This is a genomic window from Nonomuraea sp. NPDC050556 (assembly GCF_044457355.1).
In the GTDB taxonomy this organism is placed as follows: Bacteria; Actinomycetota; Actinomycetes; order Streptosporangiales; family Streptosporangiaceae; genus Nonomuraea.
Genome location: NZ_JBITGU010000001.1, coordinates 2,099,416 through 2,125,253, shown reverse-complemented (window position 1 = coordinate 2,125,253; position 25,838 = coordinate 2,099,416). Strand labels below are relative to the sequence as shown.

The 25,838-nt window shown below is 71.0% G+C and carries 19 protein-coding genes; 8 read left to right on the top strand and 11 right to left on the bottom strand.

Going from position 1 to position 25,838, the window contains the following annotated elements; genetic code table 11:
- Positions 1-237: 237 nt before the first annotated feature.
- Positions 238-999 carry a DeoR/GlpR family DNA-binding transcription regulator gene (locus ACIBG8_RS10580; RefSeq protein ID WP_397342388.1) on the bottom strand — a complete coding sequence of 254 codons (762 nt, stop codon included), beginning with the start codon at positions 997-999 and terminating at the stop codon, positions 238-240.
- An 87-nt stretch (positions 1,000-1,086) separates the two neighbouring features.
- Here ACIBG8_RS10580 and ACIBG8_RS10575 point away from each other — a divergent pair, with 87 nt between their 5' ends.
- Together ACIBG8_RS10575 and ACIBG8_RS10570 are read left to right on the top strand one after the other, a co-directional pair.
- Positions 1,087-1,947 carry a hypothetical protein gene (locus tag ACIBG8_RS10575; protein ID WP_397342387.1) on the top strand — a complete coding sequence of 287 codons (861 nt, stop codon included), beginning with the start codon at positions 1,087-1,089 and terminating at the stop codon, positions 1,945-1,947.
- 11 nt (positions 1,948-1,958) lie between these two features.
- Entirely contained in the window at positions 1,959-3,659 is a 1,701-nt protein-coding gene (locus tag ACIBG8_RS10570) for a PrsW family intramembrane metalloprotease (RefSeq protein WP_397342386.1), read from the top strand.
- Between the two features lie 302 nt (positions 3,660-3,961).
- On the opposite strand, the gene ACIBG8_RS10565 is transcribed toward ACIBG8_RS10570, so the two are convergent.
- A complete protein-coding gene (locus ACIBG8_RS10565) occupies positions 3,962-4,309 on the bottom strand; it encodes an MmcQ/YjbR family DNA-binding protein (RefSeq protein ID WP_397342385.1) in 348 nt (115 codons plus the stop codon).
- Positions 4,310-4,566: 257 nt separating this feature from the next.
- Between ACIBG8_RS10565 and ACIBG8_RS10560 the strand changes: the two genes are divergently transcribed.
- Positions 4,567-5,301: an alpha/beta hydrolase gene (locus ACIBG8_RS10560; RefSeq protein WP_397342384.1), complete on the top strand. Its 735-nt coding sequence runs from the start codon at positions 4,567-4,569 to the stop codon at positions 5,299-5,301.
- Positions 5,302-5,311: 10 nt separating this feature from the next.
- Here the strand turns inward: ACIBG8_RS10560 and ACIBG8_RS10555 are convergent, their stop codons facing one another.
- Positions 5,312-6,565 (bottom strand): M1 family metallopeptidase, encoded by a 1,254-nt coding sequence (locus ACIBG8_RS10555; RefSeq protein WP_397342383.1) that lies wholly within the window; start codon positions 6,563-6,565, stop codon positions 5,312-5,314.
- Complete coding sequence (locus ACIBG8_RS10550) at positions 6,562-10,437, bottom strand: Pls/PosA family non-ribosomal peptide synthetase (RefSeq protein WP_397342382.1); 3,876 nt, start codon at positions 10,435-10,437, stop codon at positions 6,562-6,564. The genes ACIBG8_RS10555 and ACIBG8_RS10550 overlap by 4 nt, the downstream gene beginning before the upstream one ends.
- A 440-nt stretch (positions 10,438-10,877) precedes the next feature.
- Between ACIBG8_RS10550 and ACIBG8_RS10545 the strand changes: the two genes are divergently transcribed.
- From ACIBG8_RS10545 to ACIBG8_RS10535, 3 genes are all read left to right on the top strand, one after another.
- Entirely contained in the window at positions 10,878-12,353 is a 1,476-nt protein-coding gene (locus tag ACIBG8_RS10545; protein WP_397342381.1) for an FAD-dependent monooxygenase, read from the top strand.
- Between the two features lie 820 nt (positions 12,354-13,173).
- Complete coding sequence (locus tag ACIBG8_RS10540) at positions 13,174-14,313, top strand: hypothetical protein (RefSeq protein WP_397342380.1); 1,140 nt, start codon at positions 13,174-13,176, stop codon at positions 14,311-14,313.
- A gap of 482 nt (positions 14,314-14,795) precedes the next feature.
- On the top strand, positions 14,796-15,593 hold the full coding sequence (locus ACIBG8_RS10535; RefSeq protein ID WP_397342379.1) for a class I SAM-dependent methyltransferase: 798 nt from the start codon (positions 14,796-14,798) through the stop codon (positions 15,591-15,593).
- 234 nt (positions 15,594-15,827) lie between these two features.
- Here the strand turns inward: ACIBG8_RS10535 and ACIBG8_RS10530 are convergent, their stop codons facing one another.
- The 4 genes from ACIBG8_RS10530 to ACIBG8_RS10515 all read right to left on the bottom strand — a co-directional run bounded on the left by ACIBG8_RS10530 (position 15,828) and on the right by ACIBG8_RS10515 (position 19,396).
- Positions 15,828-17,018, bottom strand: coding sequence for an RNA polymerase sigma factor (locus tag ACIBG8_RS10530; RefSeq protein ID WP_397342378.1), 1,191 nt, complete (start codon positions 17,016-17,018; stop codon positions 15,828-15,830).
- Between the two features lie 193 nt (positions 17,019-17,211).
- A complete protein-coding gene (locus ACIBG8_RS10525) occupies positions 17,212-17,559 on the bottom strand; it encodes a YciI family protein (RefSeq protein ID WP_397342377.1) in 348 nt (115 codons plus the stop codon).
- A gap of 101 nt (positions 17,560-17,660) precedes the next feature.
- On the bottom strand, positions 17,661-18,179 hold the full coding sequence (locus ACIBG8_RS10520; protein ID WP_397342376.1) for a hypothetical protein: 519 nt from the start codon (positions 18,177-18,179) through the stop codon (positions 17,661-17,663).
- Between the two features lie 182 nt (positions 18,180-18,361).
- Positions 18,362-19,396 (bottom strand): hypothetical protein, encoded by a 1,035-nt coding sequence (locus ACIBG8_RS10515; protein WP_397342375.1) that lies wholly within the window; start codon positions 19,394-19,396, stop codon positions 18,362-18,364.
- Between the two features lie 96 nt (positions 19,397-19,492).
- Here ACIBG8_RS10515 and ACIBG8_RS10510 point away from each other — a divergent pair, with 96 nt between their 5' ends.
- Together ACIBG8_RS10510 and ACIBG8_RS10505 are read left to right on the top strand one after the other, a co-directional pair.
- A complete protein-coding gene (locus tag ACIBG8_RS10510) occupies positions 19,493-20,419 on the top strand; it encodes a GNAT family N-acetyltransferase (protein ID WP_397342374.1) in 927 nt (308 codons plus the stop codon).
- A gap of 66 nt (positions 20,420-20,485) precedes the next feature.
- Complete coding sequence (locus tag ACIBG8_RS10505) at positions 20,486-21,715, top strand: lanthionine synthetase LanC family protein (RefSeq protein ID WP_397342373.1); 1,230 nt, start codon at positions 20,486-20,488, stop codon at positions 21,713-21,715.
- On the opposite strand, the gene ACIBG8_RS10500 is transcribed toward ACIBG8_RS10505, so the two are convergent.
- The 3 genes from ACIBG8_RS10500 to ACIBG8_RS10490 form a co-directional block, all read right to left on the bottom strand.
- The gene (locus ACIBG8_RS10500) at positions 21,690-22,328 is read right to left on the bottom strand and encodes a DNA polymerase beta superfamily protein (RefSeq protein ID WP_397342372.1); all 639 of its coding nucleotides are present in this window, start codon (positions 22,326-22,328) and stop codon (positions 21,690-21,692) included. The genes ACIBG8_RS10505 and ACIBG8_RS10500 overlap by 26 nt on opposite strands.
- Positions 22,325-24,922, bottom strand: a complete 2,598-nt coding sequence (locus ACIBG8_RS10495; RefSeq protein WP_397342371.1) for an RING finger family 4 domain-containing protein — start codon at positions 24,920-24,922, stop codon at positions 22,325-22,327. The genes ACIBG8_RS10500 and ACIBG8_RS10495 overlap by 4 nt, the downstream gene beginning before the upstream one ends.
- Positions 24,923-25,059: 137 nt before the next feature.
- A complete protein-coding gene (locus ACIBG8_RS10490; RefSeq protein WP_397342370.1) occupies positions 25,060-25,809 on the bottom strand; it encodes a DNA polymerase beta superfamily protein in 750 nt (249 codons plus the stop codon).
- Between the last annotated feature and the right edge of the window lie 29 nt (positions 25,810-25,838).

Sequence of the window (25,838 nt, the reverse complement as noted above, 5' to 3'; positions counted from 1 at the left end):
CTGCCCCAGGGAAGGACCCCACGCGTGGGATGCCCGTCGCCCGCGAGAAGAGCCCCGCTTCTGGGGAACACCGCACGCTTGGAGAGGGCCTGAGCCTTTGCGCGCGCCCCCTCCACGAGGAGTGCTCGGAGGAGGGTGCGCCGACCAGGCGGGTGAGGCCCGAGGAGGGGGCGTCTCTCCGGTGGGTGAGGTCCGTGGTGGGTGTGCGCATCTGGCGGGCGGGCCGTACCGATGTGGTCATGCGCGGATCACCTGGGGTCCCGCGGCCGAGAGTTCCGCCGCTGTCGCCAGGTCCAGGCCCGAGTCGGTGATCACCACGTCGATCTCCGACAGCGCCGCGAACCCCGCCAGGTACGTGTTCGTGAACTTCGTGTGGTCAGCCAGCAGCACGCTGCGCTCCGCCGCCCTCACCATCGCCCGCTTGATCGCCGCCTCAGCCGGATCCGGCGTTGTCAGGCCTTTGGTCGCCGAGCAGCCATTTGTCGCCATAAAGGCCACATCCACGTGCAGATGCGCCAAAGGCTGCAACGCCCAGTCGTCCACCGTCGCCAACGTCCGCCCACGCAACCGTCCGCCAAGGACGATCACGCTCAGGTTCGCCCGCGCCGCCAGCGCCGTCGCCAGGGGAGGGGAGTTGACGATCACCGTCAGCTCCCGGTCGGTCGGCAGGATGCGCACCAACCGCCCGGTCGTGGTCCCCGCGTCGATGATCACCGACCCGTCGTCCGGCAGTTCGGCCAGCGCCGCCTTGGCGATGCGTTCCTTCTCCGCCGTCATCACCTCGTCCCGGGTGGCCAGCTCCGGCTCGAACCCCAGCCGCTCCACCGGGATCGCGCCGCCGTGCACGCGCCGCAGCACCCCCGCGCGCTCCAGCACCGTCAGGTCACGCCTGACAGTCTCCGTCGTCACCTCGAACTGCTCGGCCAGCGTGACCACGTCCACCCGGCCGGCCGCGCGGGCCAGGCGGAGGATCTCCTGCTGGCGCTCCTCGGCGTACATGATGTTGATTCACCGCCGTTTCAATGTGGTTTAGTCTGTGTTTAGACCCGTTTCTGTGGCATGTCAAGATTCTGGTAGGAATGCGGGATGCGAATCTCGCCGTGGGCCGCCGTCCCCCTCGCGACCGTGCTGTCGGTACTGCCCGCCGTACCAGCCAGTTCTTCCGTACGGCAGGCGCCGGGCACCACCGCCGGGTACGTGCTCTTCGACCGGCAGACCGGCAAGATCGTGACGCACCGCTACGCGCACCGGCAGTTCAGGTCCGCGTCGGTGGTGAAGATCCTCATCGCCCTCGACTACCTGGAAAGGCGCAAGAGCGTCCCGGCGGGTGACGCGAAGCTGCTGAAGATCATGTTGCGCTCCAGCGACGACGACGCCGCGTCGACGTTCTGGGACCGCGGCGGCAAGGGCAAGATCGTCCAGCGCATGGCCGCTAGGCTGCACCTGGCCGACACCGCCCCGCCGCCGAGCAACAAGCCGGGCTTCTGGGGCTATACCTCGCTCAGCGCGTACGACGTCGTCGCCACCTACCGCTACCTCCTCGACCGGGCCTCGCCATCGGTGCGCGACCTCATCGTCGGGCATCTGCGCAGGTCGACGCCGTGCGGCACGGACGGGTTCGACCAGACCTTCGGCATCCCGAGCGCGGTCGCCAAGCCGTGGGCGGTCAAGCAGGGCTGGTCGGGCTTCGGCGACGTGCCGCCCACCAAGTGCCCCAGGAACGCCGCCCGCGCGAGCGGCTCGATCAGCCAGGTCGCCTACGTGGCGGCCCAGACGCGGGTGCCCGATCTGGGCCGTCCCGTGCTGCACACCACCGGCCTCATCGGCGACCGTTATGTCCTCGCGCTCCTCACCGCCCACCCCTCGGGCAGCACCTGGAACGACTGCGTCCGCCGTATCACCAAGCTGACCGGGGACCTCCTTAGAAATACCGTAAAAGCCGGTTAAAGTAGCGCTCTATGTCGCGTTCTCGGGTGGATGTCACCGCCGTGCTCCGCCGCCGTCGCCAGGGCAGCGTCTCGCCCGGACTGCTGGTCACGCTCATCGGTAGCGCCGTCTGCCTCGTGCTGATGTTGCTGCTGACGTTCGTGTTCGGCAACGGCAGCATCCAGGCGTTCGCGATCAGCCTGATCCTCGGCGTCCTGCCCTTCCCGCTGCTCATCTTCGCCGTGCTGCTGCTCGACCGGCTCAAGCCGATGCCGTGGAAGCTGCTGCTCGCCGCGTTCCTGTGGGGCGCGGGCATCGCGACGCTCGTGAGCTTCCTGTTCAACACCGCGGGCTCGCTCGTCACCGAGGCCACGTTCGGCCAGGAAGGCGGGCAGTTCATCAGCGCGGCCGTCGGCGCGCCCCTGGTGGAGGAGAGCGCGAAGGGCGCCGTGCTGCTGGGCTTCCTGCTGTTCCGCCGCCGGCGGATCACGAGCCTGTCCAGCGGGATCATCCTGGCCGCGATGGTCGGGCTCGGCTTCGCCTGGGTGGAGGACGTCCTCTACTACATCCAGCAGTCCTCCGGCGAAGAGGTGCTGATGCTCTTCGTCATCCGCGGGCTGGCCACCCCGCTGCTGCACCCGCTCTTCACCTCGATGACCGGCATCGGCATCGCCGTCGCCGCGATGTACCGCAACGGGGCGGCGCGCGTGCTCGCGCCGTTCGCCGGATGGACGTTCGCCGTCATCCTCCATGGTCTGTGGAACGGTTCCGGTGCGTTCGGGTTCGGCGGGCTGGTCGTCGTGTGGCTGCTGGACCTGGTGGTGCTCATCGGGATCGTCGTGCTGGCCGTCGTGGACCGGCGCAAGGTGGTCGCGTCGATCGCGCGCTACCTGCCCGCGTACATCCCGACCGGGCTGGTCACGCCCGCCGACATCACGATGCTCAGCTCGATGGGCGGGCGCGGCCAGGCCCGCGCGTGGGCCCGCTCCGCCGCGGGGCCGCCCGGTGGGCGGGCGATGGCCGACTACCAGCTGTCCGCTGTGGAGCTGGCGGCTTTGCACAGGCAGGTCGAGTACGGCGTGGCCGACCAGGCTTGGCCGATGCTGCGTGACGCGTATCTGATGCACATGGACCAGGCGCGGCAGACGTTTTTGCGTCGGATGCCCCTTCCGCCCGCGCCGCAGTGGACGGGCGGGTCGTTGCAGGACACCGGGTTCTTGCGCAGGGGCGGTTTCCAGGTGCCACCGCCGCCGCAGCACCAGAGCGGGTGGGGCCAGCCCACGGGGTGGCCACCGCCGCAGCCCGCGTACCCCTCTCCGGCGTACGGCCCGCAGAGCCAGCCAACCTACCCACCCCAGGCCCCCTCGTACCCAACCCCACCACCCCACCCAGCCCCACCACCCCAGGGTCAGCCAGCATCAACGCCCTATCCGCCCCCCACGTATCCGTCGCAGGGCCAGCCTTATCCACCCTCCGGTCAGCCATATCCACCGTCTGGCCAGCCCGCTCCTCACCCACCACCGCCCAGCCAGGCACCCCCGCCCGGCTATCAGCCGCCCCCGCCGGGCCAGGCACCCCCGCCTGGGTACCGTCCCTCTCCGCCCGGCAAGGCGGCGTCAGGACACCCGCAACAGGGCACTGGGCAGCAGGAAGCCCTGCCGGAGACCCGCGCCTGGCCACCGCAGCCACCGCCGCACCCCCGCTACGGCTCCGACGGCCGCCCGCTGCCGTAGAGCCACACCGTTGTAGCGAGCTGCGGCGGGCGCACGCGGGCCTGCCCACGGCGGGTACACGTGGCGACGATGTGCCCGGCCGTGAGCTGCGCCCATGCAGCACGTCACGCACGCCGTACCGAAAGCATGGGCAGGCGAGCACGTGGCCGCACGGACGGTCGACCCGCGGACGCTCGGGCGGGCCGACAGGTGGGCGCGCCTAGGCATAGGCGTGCAAGTGTGGGCGTGTGAGGGTGGCGGGCGGGTTAGGTGGGCTGGTGCATGAGCGGCGGGCGAATGTGGGTGAGCGCTGGGTCGGGTGGTCAGGTGAGGGCGCTCGTGTAGGCGGCATAGACCTTCTTAGGGACGCACATGCGCCAAGCCTCCGTCACCAGCTCCCGCATCTCCGCCTCGTCCAGCGCCGACATCCGGGCGTTCACCCAGTGGTAGCGCAGGTCGGACTCCCGAGGCCATAAGAACTTCTCCGGCTCCGCCTCGATCAGCGCCGCCCGTTCCTCCTTGGGAAACCCGAACCCCATGATCGTCTCGTCGCGGGAAAACGCGACGTAGACGATGCTCCCCACCCGGAACTTCACCCGATCCCTGATCAGGTGCTCGGAAGACCGTGGAAACGTGACGGCCAGACGCCGTACGTCCTCGACTGTGACCATGCCCGACAACCTAGCCGCCCCCACCGACAATCCGCCGACCCCCGGATTCTCTGGGCGACAAATCGGGTTTTAGTGGTATCGGATCGGGAAAACGAATCCGCAGACCACCCGGGAAACACGTGAGCCCCGGGAACGCCATGGCCCGGGGCTCACGCACGAGCCGAGAGCCCCCGCTCGGCGCGCCACGCCGACCGGACGGCCGCATCGCGGGGTGGTTGCGGGCGTGGCACCGTACGCGGCAGGGGACCAGTGGCGGCGTGAGAGTCGTGGCACTGGCCGCCTTCCTGGTGATCGTGTTCGCACCCGCAGCCCTGGCCGAGTCCTCCATGGACGCCTACCCGGGCCCCAGCGGCCGCCGCCCGGGGGTGTTCCTGGTCCACGGCGGCTGGTGGTCGCAGGGCGACAAGAGCGACCTGACCCCCATTGCCCGCCGCTACGCCGCCCTCGGTTACGCCGTCTTCAACGTCAACTACCGCCTGTCCGGCAGCGCCCGCTGGCCCGCCCAGCGCGACGACGTGATTGACGCCATTGACGAGGCCCGAGCCCACCCGGCCCGCTACCGCTTCGATCCGTCCCGTTATGTGGTGATCGGCTTCTCCGCCGGAGGCCACCTGGCCGCGGCGGTAGGGGTCCTCAACGCCCGCCCGGCCGGCTTGCGCGGCATAGTAGGCCTCTCCCCGGTGACCTCCCCAGACCTGGCCTACCGCACCGGCGGCAGACTACGCACCGCCGCGATCGCCCTGGCAGGCTGCACGCCCGCGGTTTGCCCGTCGACCTGGCGCAGCATGGAGCCCGCAGAACACGCAGGCGAAGGCGACGCCCCAGCGCTGATGTTGCACTCAGCCCACGAGTTCGTCCCCGCCGACTTCAGCCGCCCCCTGATAACCGCAGAAATCCGCGTATTCTCCGGCCAAGCCCACAGCACCCGCCTCTACGCCCAACCCCGCGTCGCCAGAACCGTCGAACACTGGATCGCCGCAGTCCTCAACTAGCCCCGCGGAGCTACAGCGACCAGGGTGGGAGTTGCTTGCCGTACAGCCAAGGGGACAGGACGGGGGCGAGCGGTGAAGCCGTGTGGCGTTGGGCGAAGGCGACGAACTCCTCGGTGCTGATCGTCCCGTGCCGTCGCGCGGCGGTCCAGTCGCGCAGCATCGTGAAGAACGGCTCGTCGCCCATCTGCCGCCGCAGCCGGTGCACGGTCAACGCCCCACGCTTGTAGACCCGGTCGTCGAACAGCAGCTCCGGCGCCGGATCGGCCAGCGCGAAGTCGGCGGGGAGCTCGGCCAGCCTGCCGTACCACCGCAAGGCCAGCTCCTCGCACGACGCCCCACCCGAGAAGTCCGACCACAACCACTCCGCATACGTGGCGAACCCCTCGTGCAGCCAGATGTCCGACCAAGCCCCCACCGTCAGGCTGTTGCCGAACCACTGGTGGGCCAGCTCATGGGCGACCAGCCGCTCGAAGGTCCGCCGCCCGTCCGCGTGGTTGCGTCCGAAGATGGACATGCCCTGCGCCTCGACCGGGATCTCCAGGTCGTCGTCGGTCACGATGACCGTGTACGGCGCGGCGAACGGATATGGGCCGAAAAGGTCGCAGAAAAGGTCCATCATCCGCTGCTGCCGGGAGAAGTCGTTGCGCACCCGTCCACCCAGCCGAGCCGGAAAGGCGAGCCCTCCGGCGAGCTGGTAGCGGCCGATCTGGACGCTCGCCAGGTACGTCGCCATCGGCTCCACCTGCTCGTACACCCAGGTGACCGCACTGGCCGAACGCCGCTTGGCCGACAGCACCCCGTTGGCGATCACCTGGTACGGCGCGGCCGTCGTCACGGTGATGCGGTAGGACGCCTTGTCCGACGGCCGGTCGTTGCACGGGAACCACGACGGCGCCCCCACCGGCTGCGAGGCGACCAGCGCCCCGTCGGTCAGCTCCTCCCACCCCACCCCGCCCCAGGTGCTCGGCACCGGGCGGGGAACCCCGGAATAACGCACCTCCACCTGCATCGCGACCCCTGCATGGGCCGGGCGCGGGAGCGTGATGCGCAGCCGTCCGTCCCTGTGGGTGAAGTGCGCGACGGACCCGTCGATGCGCACCTGCGCCACCCGCATCGCGTACAGGTCGAGTTCCAGCAGGTCGACGGCCTGCGACGTGACGACGTCGAGCCGCGCGTGCCCGCCGAGCCAGTTCGTCGCGAGCCGGTACTGCAGGTCCAGGTCGTAGTGCGCCACGCTGAAGCGCGGGTCGCCGTGCTCGCTCATCGCCGCCAGGCCGTGATGGGGTTGCCGAACCAGCGGGTGCCGCCGGGCACGGACTCGCCGCGCATCACCAGCGAGGCGGGGCCGATCGTGGCGTCGTCGCCCACCGAGGCGGCGGGCAGGATGACGCCGTGCGGGCCGAGGGTGGCGCCCGCGCCGAGCGCCACGGTGTCGATGCTCATGACCCGGTCGTGGAACAGGTGGGTCTGCAGGACGCAGCCCCTGTTGACCGTCGCGCCGTCGCCGAGGCTCACCAGGTCCGCCTCGGGCAGCCAATACGTGTGGCAGGAAACCCCATGTCCGATGCGTGCCCCGAGCGAGCGCAGCCACACGTTCAGCGGCGCGGTGCCCAGCCACGGTTCGGCGAACCAGGGCGCGGCGAGCACCTCGACGAAGTTGTCGGCCAGCTCGTTGCGCCACACGAACGAGCTCCAGAGTGGGCGGTTGCCCACGGCGATCCGCCCCACGAGCAGCCATTTCGCCAGGGACGCCACCGCCGCCGCGACCACCCCGGCCACGGCCATGAGCACACCGCTGAGCAGGGCAGCGACGGCGAAGCCGTACAGACCGACGATCTTCTCGAAGGCCAGGACGGTCAGTACGGCGAGCGAGACGGTGGCCATCGCGGCGATGAGCCTGCACGCCTCGACCAGGGCGCGCGCGGCCTTCAGCCGCACCGGCGGGTCGTAGGTGCGGCTGCGGTCACTCTCCTCCGCTGTACGGCGGAGCCGCACGGGCGGCATGCCGAGGTAGGACGAACCGGCCTTCACCTTCTTCGGCGTCGCGGACAGCACGCCGACCAGGCCGTCCTTCGGCACCTTGCGCCCAGGAGCGGTCATGCCCGAATTGCCGAGGAAGGCGCGCTTGCCGATGCGCGCCTCGGCGATGCGCATCCAGCCGCCGTCCAGCTCGTACGGCGCGACCATGGTGTCGTCGGCCAGGAACGCGCCGTCGCCGACCGTGGTCATCGACGGCAGCGCCAGCACCGTGGACAGCTCGGCGTCGCGGCCGACCCGCATGCCGAGCGCGCGCAGCCAGGCGGGCGTCAGGATGCTCGCGTACAGCGGGAACAACCACACCCGAGCGGCCGACATGAGCCTGCCCGTCGCCCACGCCTGCCAGGCCTGCCTGCTGTGCACGGGGTGGTGCCCGGCGTTCAGACCGATGCCGAGCAAACGCACGAACACCAGCGTGACCAGCGCGAACACCACCAGCCCCGCGACCGTCGCCAGCGGGATGCCGACGAGCCCGGTGACCTGCAACACGCCGATCCCGGCGAGCACCGCGACGACCGGCAGCAGGCTCAGCGTGATCGCGCTCGCGCCGTACACCACCACCCAGAACCGGCTGCGCGCCGGACGGTCCGCCGACTTGCGCGCCTTGCCCTGACGGGAGGCGGGCACTCCGGCCCATCGGCTCCCTGCCGGGATATTTCCGGATACGGCGGAGCCTGGGGCGACCTGGGCGTTCTTCCCGATCCGCGCGCCGGGCAGCAGCGTCGAGCGGGAACCCACCGACGCGCCGTTGCCGACCCGGATCTCGCCCAGGTGCAGCAGGTCGCCGTCATACCAGTAACCGGAGAGGTCCACCTCGGGCTCCACCGACGCGCCCCTGCCGAGCCTGAGCATGCCGGTGATAGGGGGAGCGGAGTGCAGGTCGGCGTCCTCACCCACCTGCGCGCCGAGCAGCCTCGCGTAGTGCGCCATCCAGGGGGCGCTGGCCAGGTCGGGCACGCCGAGCCTGGCCGCCAGCCCCTCGGCGAACCACAGCCGCAGATGGACGCTGCCGCCGCGCGGGTAACTCCCCGGTTTCACGTCGCGCAGCAGCAGGCGTGCACCGGCGGCGGCCAGCAACATCCTGCCGGGCGGCGACACGAACACCAGCCAGCCGAACGCCACCAGCCACCAGGAGACGTGATGCCAGTTCAGCAGGTTGCCCGCGGTGGCGAGCACGGTCACCCAGCGCAGGGCGCCGAGGGTGAGCAGGGGGATCATGAGGGCGGTCTGCAGGAGAGCGGACCTGCGTGGCATGGGGACGACGGCGCGCTGCCTGGCCTGGGGGGCCTTCATGGTGGCGAGCTTGGCGGCCATGGCCTTGAGCGTGGTGCGCTCGTAGAGGTCGGCGACGGCGATCGACGGGTAGTCGGCCCGGAGCAACGACACGAGCCGAGCGGCGGCCAATGACCCGCCGCCTTCGACGAAGAAGTCCGCATCGGCGCTGTCCGGTACGACCCCGAGCACCTCCCCCCACCGCTCAGCCAGCCACCGCTCCACCACGCTGAGCTGTGGCTCTCCGGGCGCTGCGTCGGCGAGATCTTGTACGGCGGAGCCCGGCGCCGCTGTACGGCGGGGCAGCGGCCAGGGAAGCGCATCCCGATCGATCTTCCCGGAGGTGCGTGTGGGCAGCTCGTCCACGATCGCCAACCGCGGCACCAGGGCAGCAGGAAGGACATCCTTGAGGAGATCCCGAGCCTCGCTAAGGTCGAAATCCTCCCCGACGGCGATATATCCGACAAGCAGCTGATGCCCCCCGCCCGCCGTACGCACAGCAGCCGCCGCCCCCGCCACCCCCGGCAAAGCCTGCAGCGCCGCGTCCACCTCACCCAGCTCGATCCGCCGCCCACCCAGCTTCACCTGGTCGTCGGCGCGCCCCACGAACAGCAGCCCCTCAGGCTCGGCCCGCACCAGGTCACCCGACCGATACGCCCGCTCCCACCCCAGAGCCTCCAGCGCCGCGTACTTCTCCGCGTCCTTGACCGGATCCAGATACCTGGCCAGCCCCACCCCGCCGATGATCAGCTCGCCGACCTCACCCATCGCGACCGGCGCGCCGGAGGCGTCCACGACCGCCAGGTCCCAGCCGTCGAGCGGCAACCCGATCCGCACCGGCCCCTCACCGGTCAGCCGTGCCGCACACGCCACCACCGTGGCCTCGGTCGGCCCGTAGGTGTTCCACACCTCTCGTCCCGGTACGGCCAGCCGTTCCGCCAGCTCTGGGGGACAGGCCTCGCCGCCGAAGATCAGCAACCGGATCCCGTCCAGCGCCTCCACCGGCCACAGCGCGGCCAGCGTGGGCACGGTCGACACCGCGGTGATCTCCTGCTCGACCAGCCAGGGCCCCAGATCCATCCCGGTACGCACCAGCGAACGCGGCGCCGCGACCAGGCAGGCGCCATGGCGCCAGGCGAGCCACATCTCCTCGCAGGACGCGTCGAACGCCACCGACAGCCCGGCCAGCACCCGGTCGCCCGGGGCGAGGGGGGCGTCGGGGAGGAACAGCCCGGCCTCTGCGTCCACGAACGCGGCGGCGCTGCGATGCGTCACGGCTACGCCCTTGGGCTTGCCGGTGGAGCCGGAGGTGAAGATGATCCACGCATCATCCTCAGGCCGCGGCCCGGCGTGTGGGTCTTCTTGCTCGAGGAGGTCGCCTTGCTTGGGGAGGTCGCCGTCCTCGCTCGTAGGCTCCCTAAGGGTGATCTTGTCGGCGATGACCGCCTTGACCTCGGCCTCCGCCCACACCAGCTCGGCCCGCTCATCGGGGTCGTCGGCGTCCACCGGCACGTATGCGGCCCCGGCGGCGAGCACGGAAAGGATCGAGAGGTACAGCTCCGCCGTACCGGAAGGAACCCGCACGCCGACCCGGTCGCCCCGCCGTACCCCCAGCTCGCGAAGGTCGGTGGCCAGCCGGTCGACCTCGGCGCGCAACGTCCGGTAGTCGTAGGCGATCCGGCCGTCGTCCAGCGCCAAGGCGTCGGGGTGGTCGCGCACTGTGGCGTCGAGCACATCGAGCAGCGTTCTGGGCTGGGCGGCCAGCATTCCGGCGGGGAAGACGGCGCGAGAGGCGATCGTGCCACGATCGGCCACTGGTGGACGCAAACTCGCTCCCTGAGGTCAGGCGGTCGGCGGCGGCCAGACGCCCGACATCGGCAGGGGCCGCGGGCATCCGATCGTCCGCCGGTGTCGTGGCCTTACGCCACCCCGATGCCAACGGCCCATCTCCGCCGACTATTCCACGCTTTCCGCCATTTTCCGACCCACAGCAGCGATCCAGTAACAACCGGTGAACAACCCCAAACCACCACCCTTCCAACACATAACACCCCCATGAACGACCACCCCTCCACCCCTCCACCCCTCCACCCCTCCACCCCTCCACCCCTCCACCCCTCCACCCCTCCATCGTCCCTGACACCCCCGGCTCGCCGCCCACCCCCAGCGCCACTTCGCCCACCTTGTCGGTGCGCCGATGGAGTTGAGCGTTCGCTTAAATTAGCCTACGGTGCGATTAAGCAGTCGCTCAAACAGGGGGTTGGATCATGCCTGCAGCAGTGGTGGTCGGTGGTGGGATCGGCGGGCTGGCGGCCGCGCTGGCGCTGTACCGGATCGGGTGGCGGGTGACCGTACTGGAGCGGGCACCGGAGTTCAGGGAGGTCGGAGCCGGGCTGGCGTTGTGGCCGAACGCGATGCGCGCGCTCGCCGTACTGGGACTGTCCGAACAGGTGCGGGCGATCGCCGCAGTCGAGACCAAAGGGGGCGTGCGCCACCGGACCGGACGATGGCTGTACAGGACGGACAACGCGGACGTCGCCCGGCGGTACGGCTGGCCGCTGCTCATGGTGCACCGAGCAGACCTGCTACGCGTGCTCGTGGCGGCGTTACCGGGGGAGGTGCTGAGCGCGGGCGCCGAAGTGCACGACGTCGCCGACCTGCGCGGGCAGGATCTGGTAGTGGGCGCCGACGGCGTGCACAGCACGGTACGTCGGCAGCGATGGCCGCACGCCGGATCGCCCCGATACTCCGGTTCCACGACCTGGCGTACGGTGACCGGCCCCGTGCCCGGTCTGGGCGCCGAGGGGGCATTGTGGTGGGGACGCGGCGAGCGGATCGGCTTCGCGGCGCTGCCAGGGGGCCGGTATTACTGCTTCGCCGCCGCGCGGGCCCGCGCGGGTGGGCGGGACGCCCATGGGGAGTTCATGGACAGGTTCGGCGGATGGCCGGATCCACTTCCCAGGTTGCTGGCGGCGGTGCAGGAGGATGCCGTGCTGCGGCACGACGTGTATTACGTTCCGCCGCTGGCGTCGTACGTGTCGGGGAGAGTGGTGCTGCTGGGAGACGCGGCGCACGCGATGGACCCGACGCTGGGGCAGGGGGCGGGTACGGCGCTGGAGGACGCGGTCACGCTGGCCGCATGCCTGGGTACGGTGCCGGACGTGGACGCGGCGCTGGCCCGGTACGACCGGGCACGGCGCCCACGCACCCAGGCGATCGCCCGCCGCTCGGCCCGGTTGGGGGCGGCGGGGTTGCTGACGTGGGCTCCGGCGGCACGATTGCGCGACCTCGCAGCACGGCTGGTGCCACCCGCGGCACTGCTCAGGTCAATGGACCCCATCCTGCGCTGGACCCCGCCCTCGCCCGAACTCCTCGCGCCACCTACATCACCAGAGCCAGATCCCGCCGCGGGGCGGACGTCACCCGAGCCCCTTGAACGATCCACACCGCCGGAGCGGGATCCCGAGCCCGTTGAGCGACGCGCAACGCCGGAGGGGGATCCCGAGCCAGTTGAGCGACGCGCAACGTCGGATCCGACTGTAGGGAGGAGGACGCCCGGACCCGCATCGCAGAAGTCGGATCCCGTCGTGGGGTGGAGGGCACCCGAGCCTGCCGAGCGACCCGCAACGCCGGATCTCGCCGCGAGGCCCTCGGAGCTGCGTGAACGGGGGAAGACGTCGCCTCCGCCTGTCGCGCGATCCGCATCCTCCGAGCGGGGAGAACGGGGGCGGGACCATGCCTGACTGGACATACCAGCCGCTGCGGGGGATCGCGGGGGCCGTGCTGGGCGTGCGGAGGTCGCAGCGGCTGGCGCTGCGGCTGCTCGCCTGGACCGGTTCGTTGCCCGGCGGCGGCACAGCGGTCGCGCGCCTGCTCGGGCACCGCCACCCACCGTCCCCTTTGAGAGGGACCGTCGGGGGCGTGGCGGTGCCCAGCAGGTTAGGGGCAGTGGTGCCACCCGAGGTGGCCTGGGCCGCCATCCGCGCGCTGCCCCCGCTCGGCGCCGGCGTGATCCTGGTGGAGCCGGTGACCCTCGCAGACGTGGACCTGGTACGGCGAGCTGCAGCGGGCAGGCGCGTCCCCGTCCTGGCAGGAACCACCGACCCCGCCGTGACCACCGCCCTGGCACCACACGTAGACGCGATCCTCCCACCAGCCATCCCACAGCCAGCCGCCGGACAACACCGCGAAGCCGCCCCGCCAGCGCCGCCCTCACCACAACACTACGAAGCCGCCCCGCCCCCACCACAACGTCACGGTGCCGCTCAGCTCGGCGCGCCCTCACCACAACGCCGCCACGCCACTTCGCTCGCCGCGCCGTCACCACGACGCAGCGACGCTGCCGCGCTCCCACCGCAATGCCGCGAGGCCGCTTCGCTTGCCGCGCCCGCACCGCAAGGCCGGGAAGCCGATCTGCTTACCGCGCCCTCACCATCACGTCGCACCCCGCTCCCCGCGTCTCCACAACACCCCCTCGGTAACGAGGCCGGGTCGGACAGTAGCGCCGTCCTAACGGTCGAGGCTCGGGCGGCGGAAGATGACTGTGCGGCCGAGGGCCAGGCGGTGGTCCGTCTTCGCTCGCCGTCAGTAGGTGATGCGGTCCGCGCCCTGGCCGACCCCGACACCCTCGTGCTCGCCGTACCCGATCTGCTGGTCCAATCCGGTCCAGGGTGGTTCGGCCGGGTGGTCGAGGCGGCGACGCCCACCGCGCCCGTCCCGCCCCTGCGCAGCGTCGGGCTGGATCCACGCAGATGGCCAGGCTGGTGGTGGGGCCTGGTGTCCGGAGTCGTCATCGCCGTCGCCGGGCTGGTCGCAGCCGCTGTCACGCTCGGCCCCGTCCTGCTCTGGTACGACCGGGCGTTCCTCAACACCGACCAGAGCGGGCTGCACGCGGTCAACCACCACCTGGTCCACTTCCTGCGCCACGACCGCATCACGCTGGCGGGCACCATGGTGGCCACCGGGATCCTCTACGCCGGGCTGGCCGGAGGGGGGATGCGCCGGGGCTGGCCGTGGGCGCGGGAGGCATACCTGGTGTCCGGGTGCATCGGGTTCGCCGCGGTGCTGTTCCTCTTCGCCCACGGATACCTGGAGCCGCTCCACCTGGCCCTGGCCGCGATCGTGTTCCCGATGTTCCTGGCCGCGACCCGGCGGCCTCCGGAACGTCCCCGCTGGGTCACCCTGCCAGAAGGGCCGGAGCGGAACAGGGCGCTCACCGGCCAGCTCCTCATGGTGATCACCGGCGCCGGGCTGCTGGTGGGTGGCGTGGCGGTGTCGGTGGTCGGGCTCACCGGCGTCTTCGTCCCCAGCGACCTGGCGTTCCTGGGAACCGGTCCGGAGGCGCTGAGCGCGGCCAACGGGCGGCTCCTGCCGTTCATCGCGCACGACAGGGCCGGGTTCGGCGGGGCGCTGACGGCGGCGGCCGCGGCGATCCTGCTGCTGAGCATGTGGGGGTGGCGGCGGGGCGAGTCGTGGGTGTGGTGGACGCTGGCGCTCGCGGCCTTTGCGGGATTCGTGCCCGCCGTGATCGCCCACTTCGCCATCGGCTACGTCGACCTCATGCACCTCGCGCCGGTCCTGGCGGGCATGGCCCTCACGGCGACCGCTCTCACCCTCGCCCGGCCGTACCTCTTCGCGCAGCGGTCTCAGACGCTCGCGGGAGGGTTCCGCCCAGTGGGGTCCTCATCGGGCGGCAGCACCTGAGCGACGCCCCAAAGGGGGCCTCCCGGCTGGGAGGCCGCCTGCTCGGGGGCGCCGTTGGGGAGAAGGAGAAGTGTGGCCATCGCCACGGGACTCGTGATGCCTATGCGAGGCCGTCACCCGGCCGGACGGTAGCGGGCGGTCGAGTGACAAGCCCCACGCCCCTCCACGCGAGCCACCACACGGCCGCCAGCGGGAACGCCTGCCGCAGGCACCCCGGCACTTCGAGCCGCTGGACAGGTCCGCGCTGGTCAAGCAATACCGGCGGCAGCTGGAGTTCACCGAGGGCGCCATCGGTGCGATCGCCGACGCCGCACTGGCTCAAGGCGCCGGCGGTGCGCTCGATCGTAGGGGAGCTGCTGGCCGACGTGATGTTCGACGTCCCGGGCAGGGATGATGTCGCCCGCTTGGTCGTGACCGGCGATCGCATCTTGCTATATGAGACAGATCTGCCCGAAATACGGGACGGCGGCTAACCTTCACCCATGACGAAGGCGGTTTACACCCACGGTCACCACGAGTCCGTCCTGCGCTCCCACCGGTGGCGCACCGCGGAGAACTCGGCAGCGTACCTGCTGCCCCACCTCACCCCCGGCATGACCGTCCTCGACGTCGGCGCCGGCCCGGGAACCATCACCGCCGACCTGGCGGGACGGGTGGCGCGGGTGACCGCGAGCGAGGTGACCGCCGACGCCCTCGCGCTGGCCAGGGCCGAGATCGCGGGCAGGGGGCTGGACAACGTGGACTTCGCCGTCGCCGACGTGCACGCTCTCCACTTCCCCGACGACAGCTTCGACGTGGTCCACGCGCACCAGGTGCTGCAGCACGTCGGCGACCCGGTGCAGGCGTTGCGCGAGATGCGGCGGGTGTGCCGTCCTGGTGGGTTCGTGGCGGTGCGCGACAGCGACTACGCGGCGTTCACGTGGTATCCGGAGTTGCCGGAGCTGGACTCCTGGCTGGCCCTCTACCAGAAGGTCGCCCGAGCCAACGGCGGCGAGCCCGACGCCGGGCGGCGGTTGCTGTTGTGGGCCAGGGCGGCGGGCTTCACCGACGTCACCGCCACGTCCTCCACCTGGTGCTTCGCGACCGAGGAGGACCGCGCGTGGTGGGGCGGCATGTGGGCGGAAAGGGTGCTGAAGTCCCTCATGGCCGACCAGGCCCTCGCGACCGGCGCAGCCACCGAATCCGACCTCCACGCGATTTCGGCGGCCTGGCAGGAGTGGGCGGCGTCAGAGGACGGCTGGCTGTCCATCCTCCACGGCGAAATCCTCTGCCGCGCGTAGCCGCCCCCTTCATCGTGTTTGTGCGCCGCGTGTGACGACTCGCCCGGCACCGCTGTAGGCAATGGCGCTGCGTCTGACGGCAACCCCGTGCGGGGCGCAGCGTGCGATGGCGATGCCTTACTGCGTGGCGGCGCCGCACGCGAAGGGCAGCGTGCGACAGCGACATCGCCCATGTGGGGCGCCGCGTGTAGCGGTGCGGCTCTTGTTGTGGGCGGCGGTGTCGCAGATGGCGGGTCATGGGTGGCGGGCGCGTTTGCTGCGAAGAAATGCTTGCTCGTTGGCGTTCGCGGTGAGGTCGATCGCTCGGTCGTACTCCTGGGCGGCCTCGCGCTTGCGGCCCAGGCGGTCGAGGAGGTCAGCGCGTACGGCATGCAGTATGTGGTAGCCGTCCAGCCCGAGTCCCTCGGTCGCGGCGAGACCGGCGGCCGGGCCGTACACCTCGGCCACTGCCACCGCCCGGTTCAGCGCCACCACCGGGCTCGGGGCGACGGCTGTCAACTGGTCGTACAGGGTCAGGACCTGAGGCCAGTCGGTGGCCGGGCCGTCGCTGTGGACGGCGTTGATCGCGGCCTGGATCTGGTACGGCCCGGGCTGTCCGCGGCGGAGGCACCGTCTGACCAGGTCCTGGCCCTCTGCGATCAGCTTGGGGTCCCACAACGTGCGGTCCTGGGCGGGGAGTGGGACCAGGGTTCCATACGCTGACGTACGGGCCGCCTTGCGTGACTCGGTGAGCAGCATCAGGGCCAGCAAGCCCATGACCTCGGGCTCGTCCGGCATCAGGGCCAGGAGTAGTCGGCCCAGCCTGATCGCCTCGGAGCACAGGTCGTCGCGTACGAGGTGCTCGCCTTCGCTGGCCGTATATCCCTCGTTGAAGATCAGATACACGACCGCCAGCACCGCGGCGAGGCGGTCGGGCAGGTCGGCGTCGCGTGGGACCCGGTAGGGGATGCCCGCGTCGCGGATCTTGCCCTTCGCTCTGACCAGGCGCTGGGCCATGGTCGGCTCCGGTACCAGGAAGGCGTGGGCGATCTCGGTGGTGGTCAGGCCGCCGAGCAGGCGCAACGTCAACGCCACCCGCACCGACGGGGCCAGCGCGGGATGGCAGCAGGTGAAGATCAGCCGGAGCCGCTCGTCGCGCACCGGACCCTCCTCTTGGGGGTCCTCCTGGGCGTGCAGGAGGGCCGCCTGGGCGTGGCGGTCGTCCCTGGACGCCTCGCGGCGCAGCCGGTCGATCGCCTTGTTGCGGGCGGTGGTGATGATCCATCCGGCTGGGCTCGGCGGCAGGCCGTCCTCTGGCCAGCACTCGGCAGCCCTGGCGAAGGCCTCCTGGACGGCGTCCTCGGCGAGATCGATGTCGCCGAGCGCGCGGACGAGGACCGACACGGCTCTGCCGTACTCCCGCCTGAACACCCCCTCCAGCAGCACCTCCTCAGAAGGAATGCCCTCTGGAGGGACCTCTTGTGGAGGTGCGTCCGTCGGCGGGGGACCGTCTCTTGGAGGGACCTCGCGGGGAGGGGCGTCCCCTGAGGGCGTGCCCTCAGGGGAGCCGTGCTGCGGGAGGCCGCCCTTTGATGGGGCGTTCCTTGGAAGGGCTGTGGGCGTCGGCCTTCGGGGAGCGTCAGGCATCGCCGGCGAAGGGGCGGACCTCGATCGGTAGCGTGGTGGCGGCGGCGATCCTGCTGCCCCACTTCAGCGCGGCGTCGAGGTCGGGCGCCTGGATGATCGTGAAGCCGCCGAGGTGCTCCTTGCCCTCGATGAACGGGCCGTCGGTGAAGAACGTGTCGCCGTCCTTGGCGCGCACCACGGTCGCGGTGCCCGGCGGGTGCAGGCCGCCGGCGAACACCCACACACCCTGCGCCTGCATCTCCTCGGTGATCGCGGCGAGTTCACGCATCACCGGCTCCAGGAACTCGGGTGGGGGCTTGGGGCCGTCTGGCTGGTACATGCTGAGCAGGTATTGCTTCATGTCGATCCTCCCGTTTCCGGTCTTCTACCCCTTACACGAACGGGGTGGGCCGGAATCGACAGGAATGCCTCGCACGGGCGGGGCGGAATCTCCCGGAGTCCCTACAGGGTGCCGACACGCTGGAACTGGGGGTCGTTGTAGAGGAACGTCGGGACGTCGTCGATGAGCTCGTCGGGGGCGGACACCATGACGACCTCACCCATGGCCTGCAGGTGCAGCAGCAGGTCGCGGACGCGCGGACCCACCGGCAGGCGGCCGGGCACCAGGCGCAGGCCCGCCCTGACCGCGTCGGCGATCTCGGACAGGTGGAACGGGCGGTCGATCTGTGCGACTACGCCGCGGACCATGGCCAGGGTGATGACCTGCTCGGCTTCGGAGTGGGCGAGCTGCCAGGTGATCTGCTCGCGGCGGCGGCCGGTGCCCGCGCAGGACGAGCAGCCTCGGACCAGGCCGGGGGCGATCTCCTCCTGGGCGGTGCCTAGGCAGACGGTGCAGCGGTTGTTCTCGCTGGCGTGCAGCTCGGCGGTCATGCGTCCGGCGAGTACGGCGCCGCAGGTGCAGGCGTAGGTGTCGTCGCCGAGCAGGGAACCGGTTTGCGGGGAGATCGTGTGCTCTGTCATCCCTCCAGACTCTACCCGCGCCCCACCACCCCCACCTCTCCTCAGGGGGTTGAGCGCACTGGGTGCACGGGCGTGGGGCGCGTGATCTCGCGAGGGTGCCCGCGCGGGGTCGGGTGGAGGGCCATGTGCGTGTGGGTGCTTGCGGCATCCAGGGGGCAGCGCGTCACCCCTTGGTGGGGTGGTCAGGGGGAGGTCAGGCCGTGGTGGCGGCGGAGGGCTTTGCGGGCGGCGGCGCTCACGCGCGTGTCGTCGTGGTGTTCGGCGAACATGCGCAGCACCGGCTCCGTAGCCGGGTGGTCGCCGAAGGCCAGGATGGCGATCGTGTCGGCGAGCTCCTCAGGATCCATCCCCATCGAGACCGACTCGATCACCTGCTCCACCTCGCCCCCGTACTCCAGCAGCCCCGCCGCCATGTCCACCAGCACCCATGAGACCTCCTCGGGCACGGGTTCCCGGTCGGTGCGTCCCAGCCGGGCCGCCACCAGCGACCCCACCCGGGGCGTCTCCAGCAGCTCCTCGAGCACCCGCGCTCCGGAGGACCCGAGCCGGGTGGCCAGGAGCTCCACCCCGACCGCCCTGCCCAGCGGGCTCGTCGTGGCCAGCGCCGCACCGATCTCCTGGGCGGCCTCACCCGCGTCCCGCCCCGCCAGCCAACCGGCCAGCTCCTCGTCCCGCTCCCGTTCCGGATAAGCGCGCAAGGCCCACAACAACGCCCCAGCCCCACGATCGGCCGCAGGACTCCCGAAGGCGGAAGAAGGGGCGGCGGAACCCGAGGTGGCGAAGGCGCCGAGGATGGGGACGTCCTGGCCCAGGAGGTCCTTGGCGAGCTCCCGCCCCGCCCAAAGCCCCAACCCCGTCAGCCCATAGGAGCCGTCCACCCGCTCCACCAGGCCCAGCCGTACCAGCAACGACGGGGACGAACCGTCCAGCGGCTCCCGCGCGAAGAACAACCGCAGCAACGTCAACGTGACAGCCTGCTCGCCCAACTCCTGGGGAAGCAGCAGCACCCGGCAAACCGCCCCCCACAGCGCCAGGACCTCCTCGTCGTCCTCCAGCACGGCGGCCTCGGCCAGCCGCCGCACCACCTCCACGACCTCGTCAGAGGAAGCGGAACCAGACAAGGAGGACCCCAGCGGGCTGCTGCGTACCGCCGCCGCCAGCGCGGCCCGCGAGGGCAGCCGCACCGGTGGGAGCAGGGGTACCTCTGAGGCGTCCATGCGCTCCATACTGGCGCACCGCTACACTCGCCCAGCCAGATATCCCCCGGAAGAAAGGATGACTTGAGATGATCGCTGCCGCACAACGGAGGAACCTTGCTTTTCCGCGAAACCGTCGAGTCTGACCTCGACAACCTGCTTTCCTGCGTCGTCGACGAGTCCATCAGCTGGGCCCATCCCGACCGCCTTCTGTCCAACCTCGAAGACGGGCAATACCGCCACGACCGCATCTGGATCGCCGAACAGGACGGGCAGATCCTGGCCCGCGCCGTCTGGTGGGCCTTCGCGAACAGTGACAACCCCCTGGCCCTCGACTGCATATACGTGCACCCGTCGGTCGACGACCGGGTGGGCCTGGCCGCCGGATTGCTGGAAGCCGCGCACGAGGCGTTCGGCGACCGCCCCGCCTACCACGTCTTCCTGCAGAACGGCTGGCGCGACGACCCGACGGCGTCCGCCGCGATCGCCTGGCGCCAGGAGGCCGCTGCCCGCGCGGGCCTGACGCAGGAGCTCGAACGGCTCCGCTACCAGTGGACCCCGCTCGCCCCCATGCCGAAGCCCTCGACCCGCGTGGTCTTCACCGAGGAGCCCGACGACGAGGTGTTCGTCGAGGCGTTCCGCCAGGTCGCCCAGGGCAGCCTCGACTTCGACACCCGCCAGGCGCTGACCAGGATGGACCCGGTCGACCAGGCGCGCGAGGAGGTCGAGGGGTACAAGTCCATGCCCGGCGACCGCTCGTGGTGGCGGATGGCCCACACCCCGGACGGCAGGCTGATCGGCTTCGCCCTGCCGGAGGCCAACAACGGCGGCCCGGTGGTCGGCTACCTGGGCGTCGTGCCGGAGTTCCGCGGCCAGGGTTACGTCGCCGACCTGCTCGACGAGATCACCCGCTTCCACGCCGAGCGCGGCGTCGAGCGGATCCTCGCCGACACCGACACCACCAACCTGCCGATGGCCAAGGCGTTCGAACGCGCCGGATACGTCAACTTCTCGGTGCGTCTGGTGCTGTCTGCATACGAATAACCCCTATAACCTATGAGCTAAGTGGGTTATAGTCAGGGGCATGCACCCGGTAGGACACTGGACCGTATGAGCCCGTTGGAGGCCGCCGCGCGCGCCGGACGGTGGATCCGTTCGTCCGCCGTCGACGACGCGCGCGGCAGGCACTGGAGCGCGGGCGACCGCGCCGCGCTCCCGCACCGGCCGGCCTCGCTCTACTCGGGCGCGGCCGGCATCGTGCTGTTCTTCCTGGAGCTCGCGCAGGCCACCGGCGACGACTCCTACCTCGACGACGTCCACGCGGGCGCGCGCTACCTCACCTCGGTCTGGCCGACCGTCAAGGACCAGACGCTGTACGACGGAGTGGCAGGCATCATGTTCTGCCTCGCCGAACTGGGCTGGGCGACCGGTGAGCCCGCCTACTCCGAGCAGGCGGCCGCCATCGCCGACACCCTGGCCGACCGCACCGCGTGGACCGGTGACCCGGCCCAGCGCGGCGACGGCGGCATCGCGCTGGCCCTCCTGCACGCCTCGTCCGTCCTGGGCGAGCCCGCCTACGCGCGGGCCGCCGTCGAGGCCGGGCTGCGCATCGCCACCATGCCCGTCCCCGGCCACCGCTTCGGCCAGGAATGCACGGCCGACCTGCCGCTCGACGCCGTCACCCCGGGCTTCCTTCCCGGTACGGCGGGCACCGCGTTCCTGCTGGCGCGCCTGCACGGCGTCACGGGCGACCAGCGCTTCCTGGAGGCGGCGCGCAGGGGAGCGGGGTTCGTGCGCGAGGTCAGCGAGGTGGCGGGCAACTGCGCCGTCGTGCCGCACCACGTGCCGCAGGGTCGTGACCTGCACTACCTGGGCTTCTGCTCGGGCTCGGCCGGGGTGGCGCGGATGTTCCACGAGCTCGGCGAGCACGACTGGGTGGACCGGCTGGCGCACGGCATCATGACGAGCGGCGTGCCGTACAAGGAGACGAGAGGGTTCTGGAACACGGCGTGCCAGTGTTGCGGGGTGGCCGGGTTGCTGGAGCTGTTCGTGGGGCTGTGGGCGGCGACGGGGCGCGAGCCGTACCTCGATTTCGCCCGCACGCTGGGCGAGCACCTGGTCGAAACGGGGCAGGACGGGCAGTGGTGGCAGGCCTACCGCCGCCTGCGCCCCTGGGAGGTCACCGCGGACACGGGCTACATGGTCGGCGCGGCCGGGATCGGCGCGGCGCTGCTGCACCTGGACGCGGCCACGCGCGGCGACGACGTGCGCCGGATGTTGCTGCTGCCGGACAACCCGTTCCCGTCGGTCGTGGTCACAGGTTCGCCCGCCGCACCCTGACCAGGAACGCCTCCACGGCGGCCCGGTCGGGCTCGGCGGGCAGCACGCTCTCAGCGGCGCCCACCTGGGAGGTCAGGTCGAGGCGCCAGGCGTCCACCCGCTCCCACGCCCACTCGCCGCGCCTGACGGCCAGCAGCCGGTCACGGAACGCCGCCATGTCCACCTGCGGCTCCCCGGCGCGCAACAGGTGCAGGCCGCTGAGCAGCAGCCTGATCATGTGCATGGCCTGCTTCCACTTCGGCGCCGCCGGATCGAGGCGGCGGAACTGGGCGTCGGCGTAGGCGGTGAACGTCTGCTGCGCCCGCTGCGACAGGAACGCCTTGCGCATCCCCAGTAGCTCCTCGCCGAACGGCGTGGCCAGCTCGACGATCGGCGACCACAGGCACTCCAGCACCGTCGGGTTGGCCTCCAGCGCCAGCGCGCAGAACCGTTCCACCTCCCATGAGAACTGCTCCTCCAGCGGACCGTCGCGGTGTGTGGGCGGCTTGTCCAGCAGCCAGAACCGCTCGGTCGGCACGACGAACACCCCGCGCCTGTCGGTGTCCGACGCCTCGGTCTGCAGGCCGTACGCCCGGGAGCCGGTCACCACCGACAGGATCAGGTCGTCGTTCACGCGTCCGCCTTCAGCTCGGTCAACAGGTCTGCCATCACCTTGCCCGATGGCCGCAACGCGTAGACGTCGGCGGCGGGCGGCAGCTCCACGTCCCAGTCCACCAGGACGGCGAAGTCCACCTCGCTCAGGTCCCCGGTGTACGGCAGGCCGCCCGACGTCAGCGCCCCGTCGCGCCCGCGCACCACGATCCGCCCGGCGCGGGAGGCGTGCCAGGACGCCACCTCCCACGCCGTCACCCGGTCGCGGTACGCGCTGCGCAGCGCGGCGCCGATCGCGGCCATGCTGTCGCTGTTGGCGTCCACGTCGTGGCCGTAGCCGCGCACGCCGAGGTTGACGTCCGCCCAGCACAGCTCGCGCGTGCGCAGGTCGGCCACCAGCGGCAGCAGCACCTTGGCCGCGCCCGTCAGGTCCATACGCTGGCGTACGGCACGCGGGTCGAAGTGGCCGCGCGGGTCGGCCATGAACCCGGCGAAGCCGTCCACGAGCTCGTCGAAGGGCACGTCGTTGTAGCTGAACACCACCGGGACCAGGTAGCGGCCGTCCAGCCCGCTGACGTCGACGTCGATGAACTCGGTCGAGCCGAGCGGCGCGGGCGCCGAGGTGAGGTCGCCCGAGTGGGTGACCGCGTCGCCCAGGCGCAGGTGGGTGTAGTCGCACAGGCCCACGAAGCGCCAGGCGGCGTCGTAGACGGCGACCGACAGGTCGAGGTCGACGCGGGTGCCCGGGGGCTCGGTCCAGTGGAGGAAGAGGCGGAGCGTGTCGCCGTCGGGGAGCGGCTGGACGCTGCCGCGCGACAGCCGTACCAGCGACGCGCTGGCTGACCGCTCGGAGGTGGGCGCGACCAGGTCGGCGAGGCCCTCGTCGAGGAGCGCGCACGCCAGCGGCGGCAGCGCGGAGACGCGCCGGAGCAGCTCGTCCTCGACCAGCCGCGCCGCCTCGGCCACGGTCGCGGGCGGGATCTCGCGGCGCTCGTCGGGCACGGGCCAGGCCTTTGCCTGGCCGCCGCGGGGGAGGAACAGCCGCATCCCGCCGGGCGGGGTGCGGACCTGGCCGAGCGCGGCCAGCAGGACCCCGGGCGCGACCCGCCGCAGCGGCTTGCCGATGTCCCGCTCCAGGAGGGCGGGGTCGAGCCTGAGCAGCTGCGACAGCCTGCGCGCGAGCTCGCCGGGACGCCGGGTGAGCAGCTCGAAGGCCCGCACGTGCTCCCCGGCCTCGAGCGCGCCCTCCACCTGACTGGCGAAGGAGACGTTCCGGAGCCGCCCGCCAACCACCCGCAGAGACTCGGGAACCCCACCGGGAAGGGCCAGCCCTAGTGGGCGCTCGCCCACAAGAAGGGGCGCACCCGCCGGAGAGGGGTCGCCTGTAGGGGCGGCGCGGCCCCCAAGTGGGCGCCCGCCCACGCCGGACGGGTCGTCCGTCGGGGCGAGGCCGCCCTCTAGTGGGCGCTTGCCCGCCAAAGAGGGGTCGCCTAGTGGGCGTGCGCCCATAAGGGAGGTGATGGGGGTGCCGCGGAGGACGGCGAAGGCGAGCGCCACGTTCGGGAAGCGGTTGGCGTATTCGCCCGGGTGGAGCACCTCGCCCATGCGCTTCCACTGCTCGCCGTACCGCTGCAGGTCCTCCACCAGGTACGGCAACGCCATCCGGTCCAGCGCCCCGAGCAGTGACCTGCGCAGGGCGCGGGGGAGCGAGCGGCGGCGCGCAGGAGGCACCCGCAGCCCAGGGTCGGCGCCCATGAGCACGTAGAGCAGCCGCAACACGTCAGTAGCCGTCTCCAACCGCGACAGGTCCGCGGAAGGGTCGCGGGACAGCAGGAACGCCAGCACGTTCGCCCGCGTCTCCTTGACCGGAATGCTCTCCGGCACCCAAGCGGCGGACTCAGGCCAGAACGCCTCCAGCAACGCGTCCAGGTCAGAACGGTCGTGCTGCGGCATCGGCGTCTGCCGCGTCATCAACCCGACGGCCAGCTCACGGCAGTCACCGACCGGGTCGGCACTCAGCCGCATCAACGTCGTCCTGGTGACCGCGTCCCGGTCCACCACCGCGTCGTCAGGCAGCAGGAACGGGTCGTCGAGGTCGATCCTGCGGTGGCAGATCGGGCAGGCGCTGAAGTCGGCCCCGTCCCAGCACACCCGGCACACCAGATGAGCGCACGGCCGCACAGCGTGCACGGCGCCCACCTCCCCGCACAACACGCACGGCCGCGAGGGGTCCTGCAGAAGCAGCGTGAAGACCCGCCGCACGTAGAAGTCGGCGGTGTCCGCAGGCACACTGTCCGGAAATTTCCGGAAAAGGGGTACGTGGTGGGCGTTGGCCCCCACCTGCTCCCGCAACGCGTGCAAAAGCCGCCGCCCCACCCGGGTGAGCTCATCCATCTCAAGAGCAGCCAGCGCGTGGTGCAACGCGGCGGGCACGAGATACCCGACCTGCAGCAGCTCGAACTCCAGCGCAGCCACCCCGGAAGGCACATCGGCGACCACCAGCCGCATCCGCCTGGGCAGCTGCATGAACGGCGGCGGCGGGCAATCCCCGGTGGCGAACAACGCCGGAGACACCAGCCCCTTCTTACGCAGAAGGATCTCGGCGGGACCGTTCACGGGAAACCTCCCAAAGACATGAAAAAGCCGGGCGGAGAGCAGGCACGCTTGATTCTGATTCGAAGAGAAGGAAGCACACCCAAGAGCCGCCCGGCAGAAAGCACTTTACCGAGATAAAAACCGAAATGTCGCCCGAATTATCCGAGCCGCGACCGCACCACCAGCGCATCCACCGCCTCGAACGCCCCGGAACTCTCCGGCAGCCGCGACGCGGCACAAGCCTCCTCGAGCACCCCGGTCATCCGGTCCACGTCCTGCTCCAGCCGTACCAGATCAGGTCCGTCCGACGGCAGCTCACCATGCTCGGCCGACCGCTTGGCCGCGATCAGGTCCGGCGTGTACGGCGGGCAGTACCCCAGCAACCGCGTCAGATCCGCCTCCACCTCACCGGCCACCATGAGATGCGTCCCGGTGGCCAGCACACGCAACGTGTAGAGCAACGGCTTGAGCTCACCCGTCTTGACGAACAACCCCCATTGGGTGCGCGCGAACCCCAGATAGTGATGCGCGTGGTTACGCGTCAAAAGCGAAGGCGCCAGCTCCACCAGCGCGGAATGCACCTCCGACGAAGCCACCACCAGCGGCGACAACAACTGCTCCAGCACATACCCGTTGCGCCGCAAAAGCAGACGGCAGAACTTCCCCAGGTCGTGCGTGACCAGATCGACCTCCACGCCGAGCCGCACCCAGTCCCGGGTGATCGTCTCCTCCGGCTCCCGCAGGCTCACCAGCCGCGTCACCGGCAGCACGTGCACCCCGCGCAGATCCACATCCGAGTCACGGGACGGGAAACCGTACAGATGCGCCCCGCTCACGGTGGCGAACGCGAGCGGGTACGGCTGCGAAGCCGGGATGTCGGCGAGCCAGGACGGCAATGACGTGGTCATGACTAGTAGGGTGCCCTCTTGATTCCGTA

Excerpts from the sequence above, each read along its gene's own strand:
- ACIBG8_RS10505 (WP_397342373.1), top strand. The coding sequence starts at position 20,486 with ATGAGCCCGTTGGAGGCCGCCGCGCGCGCCGGACGGTGGATCCGTTCG.
- ACIBG8_RS10520 (WP_397342376.1), bottom strand. The coding sequence starts at position 18,179 with ATGACAGAGCACACGATCTCCCCGCAAACCGGTTCCCTGCTCGGCGAC.
- ACIBG8_RS10565 (WP_397342385.1), bottom strand. The coding sequence starts at position 4,309 with ATGGTCACAGTCGAGGACGTACGGCGTCTGGCCGTCACGTTTCCACGG.
- ACIBG8_RS10580 (WP_397342388.1), bottom strand. The coding sequence starts at position 999 with ATGTACGCCGAGGAGCGCCAGCAGGAGATCCTCCGCCTGGCCCGCGCG.
- ACIBG8_RS10490 (WP_397342370.1), bottom strand. The coding sequence starts at position 25,809 with ATGACCACGTCATTGCCGTCCTGGCTCGCCGACATCCCGGCTTCGCAG.
- ACIBG8_RS10575 (WP_397342387.1), top strand. The coding sequence starts at position 1,087 with ATGCGAATCTCGCCGTGGGCCGCCGTCCCCCTCGCGACCGTGCTGTCG.
- ACIBG8_RS10515 (WP_397342375.1), bottom strand. The coding sequence starts at position 19,396 with ATGGACGCCTCAGAGGTACCCCTGCTCCCACCGGTGCGGCTGCCCTCG.
- ACIBG8_RS10545 (WP_397342381.1), top strand. The coding sequence starts at position 10,878 with ATGCCTGCAGCAGTGGTGGTCGGTGGTGGGATCGGCGGGCTGGCGGCC.
- ACIBG8_RS10570 (WP_397342386.1), top strand. The coding sequence starts at position 1,959 with ATGTCGCGTTCTCGGGTGGATGTCACCGCCGTGCTCCGCCGCCGTCGC.
- ACIBG8_RS10535 (WP_397342379.1), top strand. The coding sequence starts at position 14,796 with ATGACGAAGGCGGTTTACACCCACGGTCACCACGAGTCCGTCCTGCGC.
- ACIBG8_RS10555 (WP_397342383.1), bottom strand. The coding sequence starts at position 6,565 with ATGAGCGAGCACGGCGACCCGCGCTTCAGCGTGGCGCACTACGACCTG.
- ACIBG8_RS10525 (WP_397342377.1), bottom strand. The coding sequence starts at position 17,559 with ATGAAGCAATACCTGCTCAGCATGTACCAGCCAGACGGCCCCAAGCCC.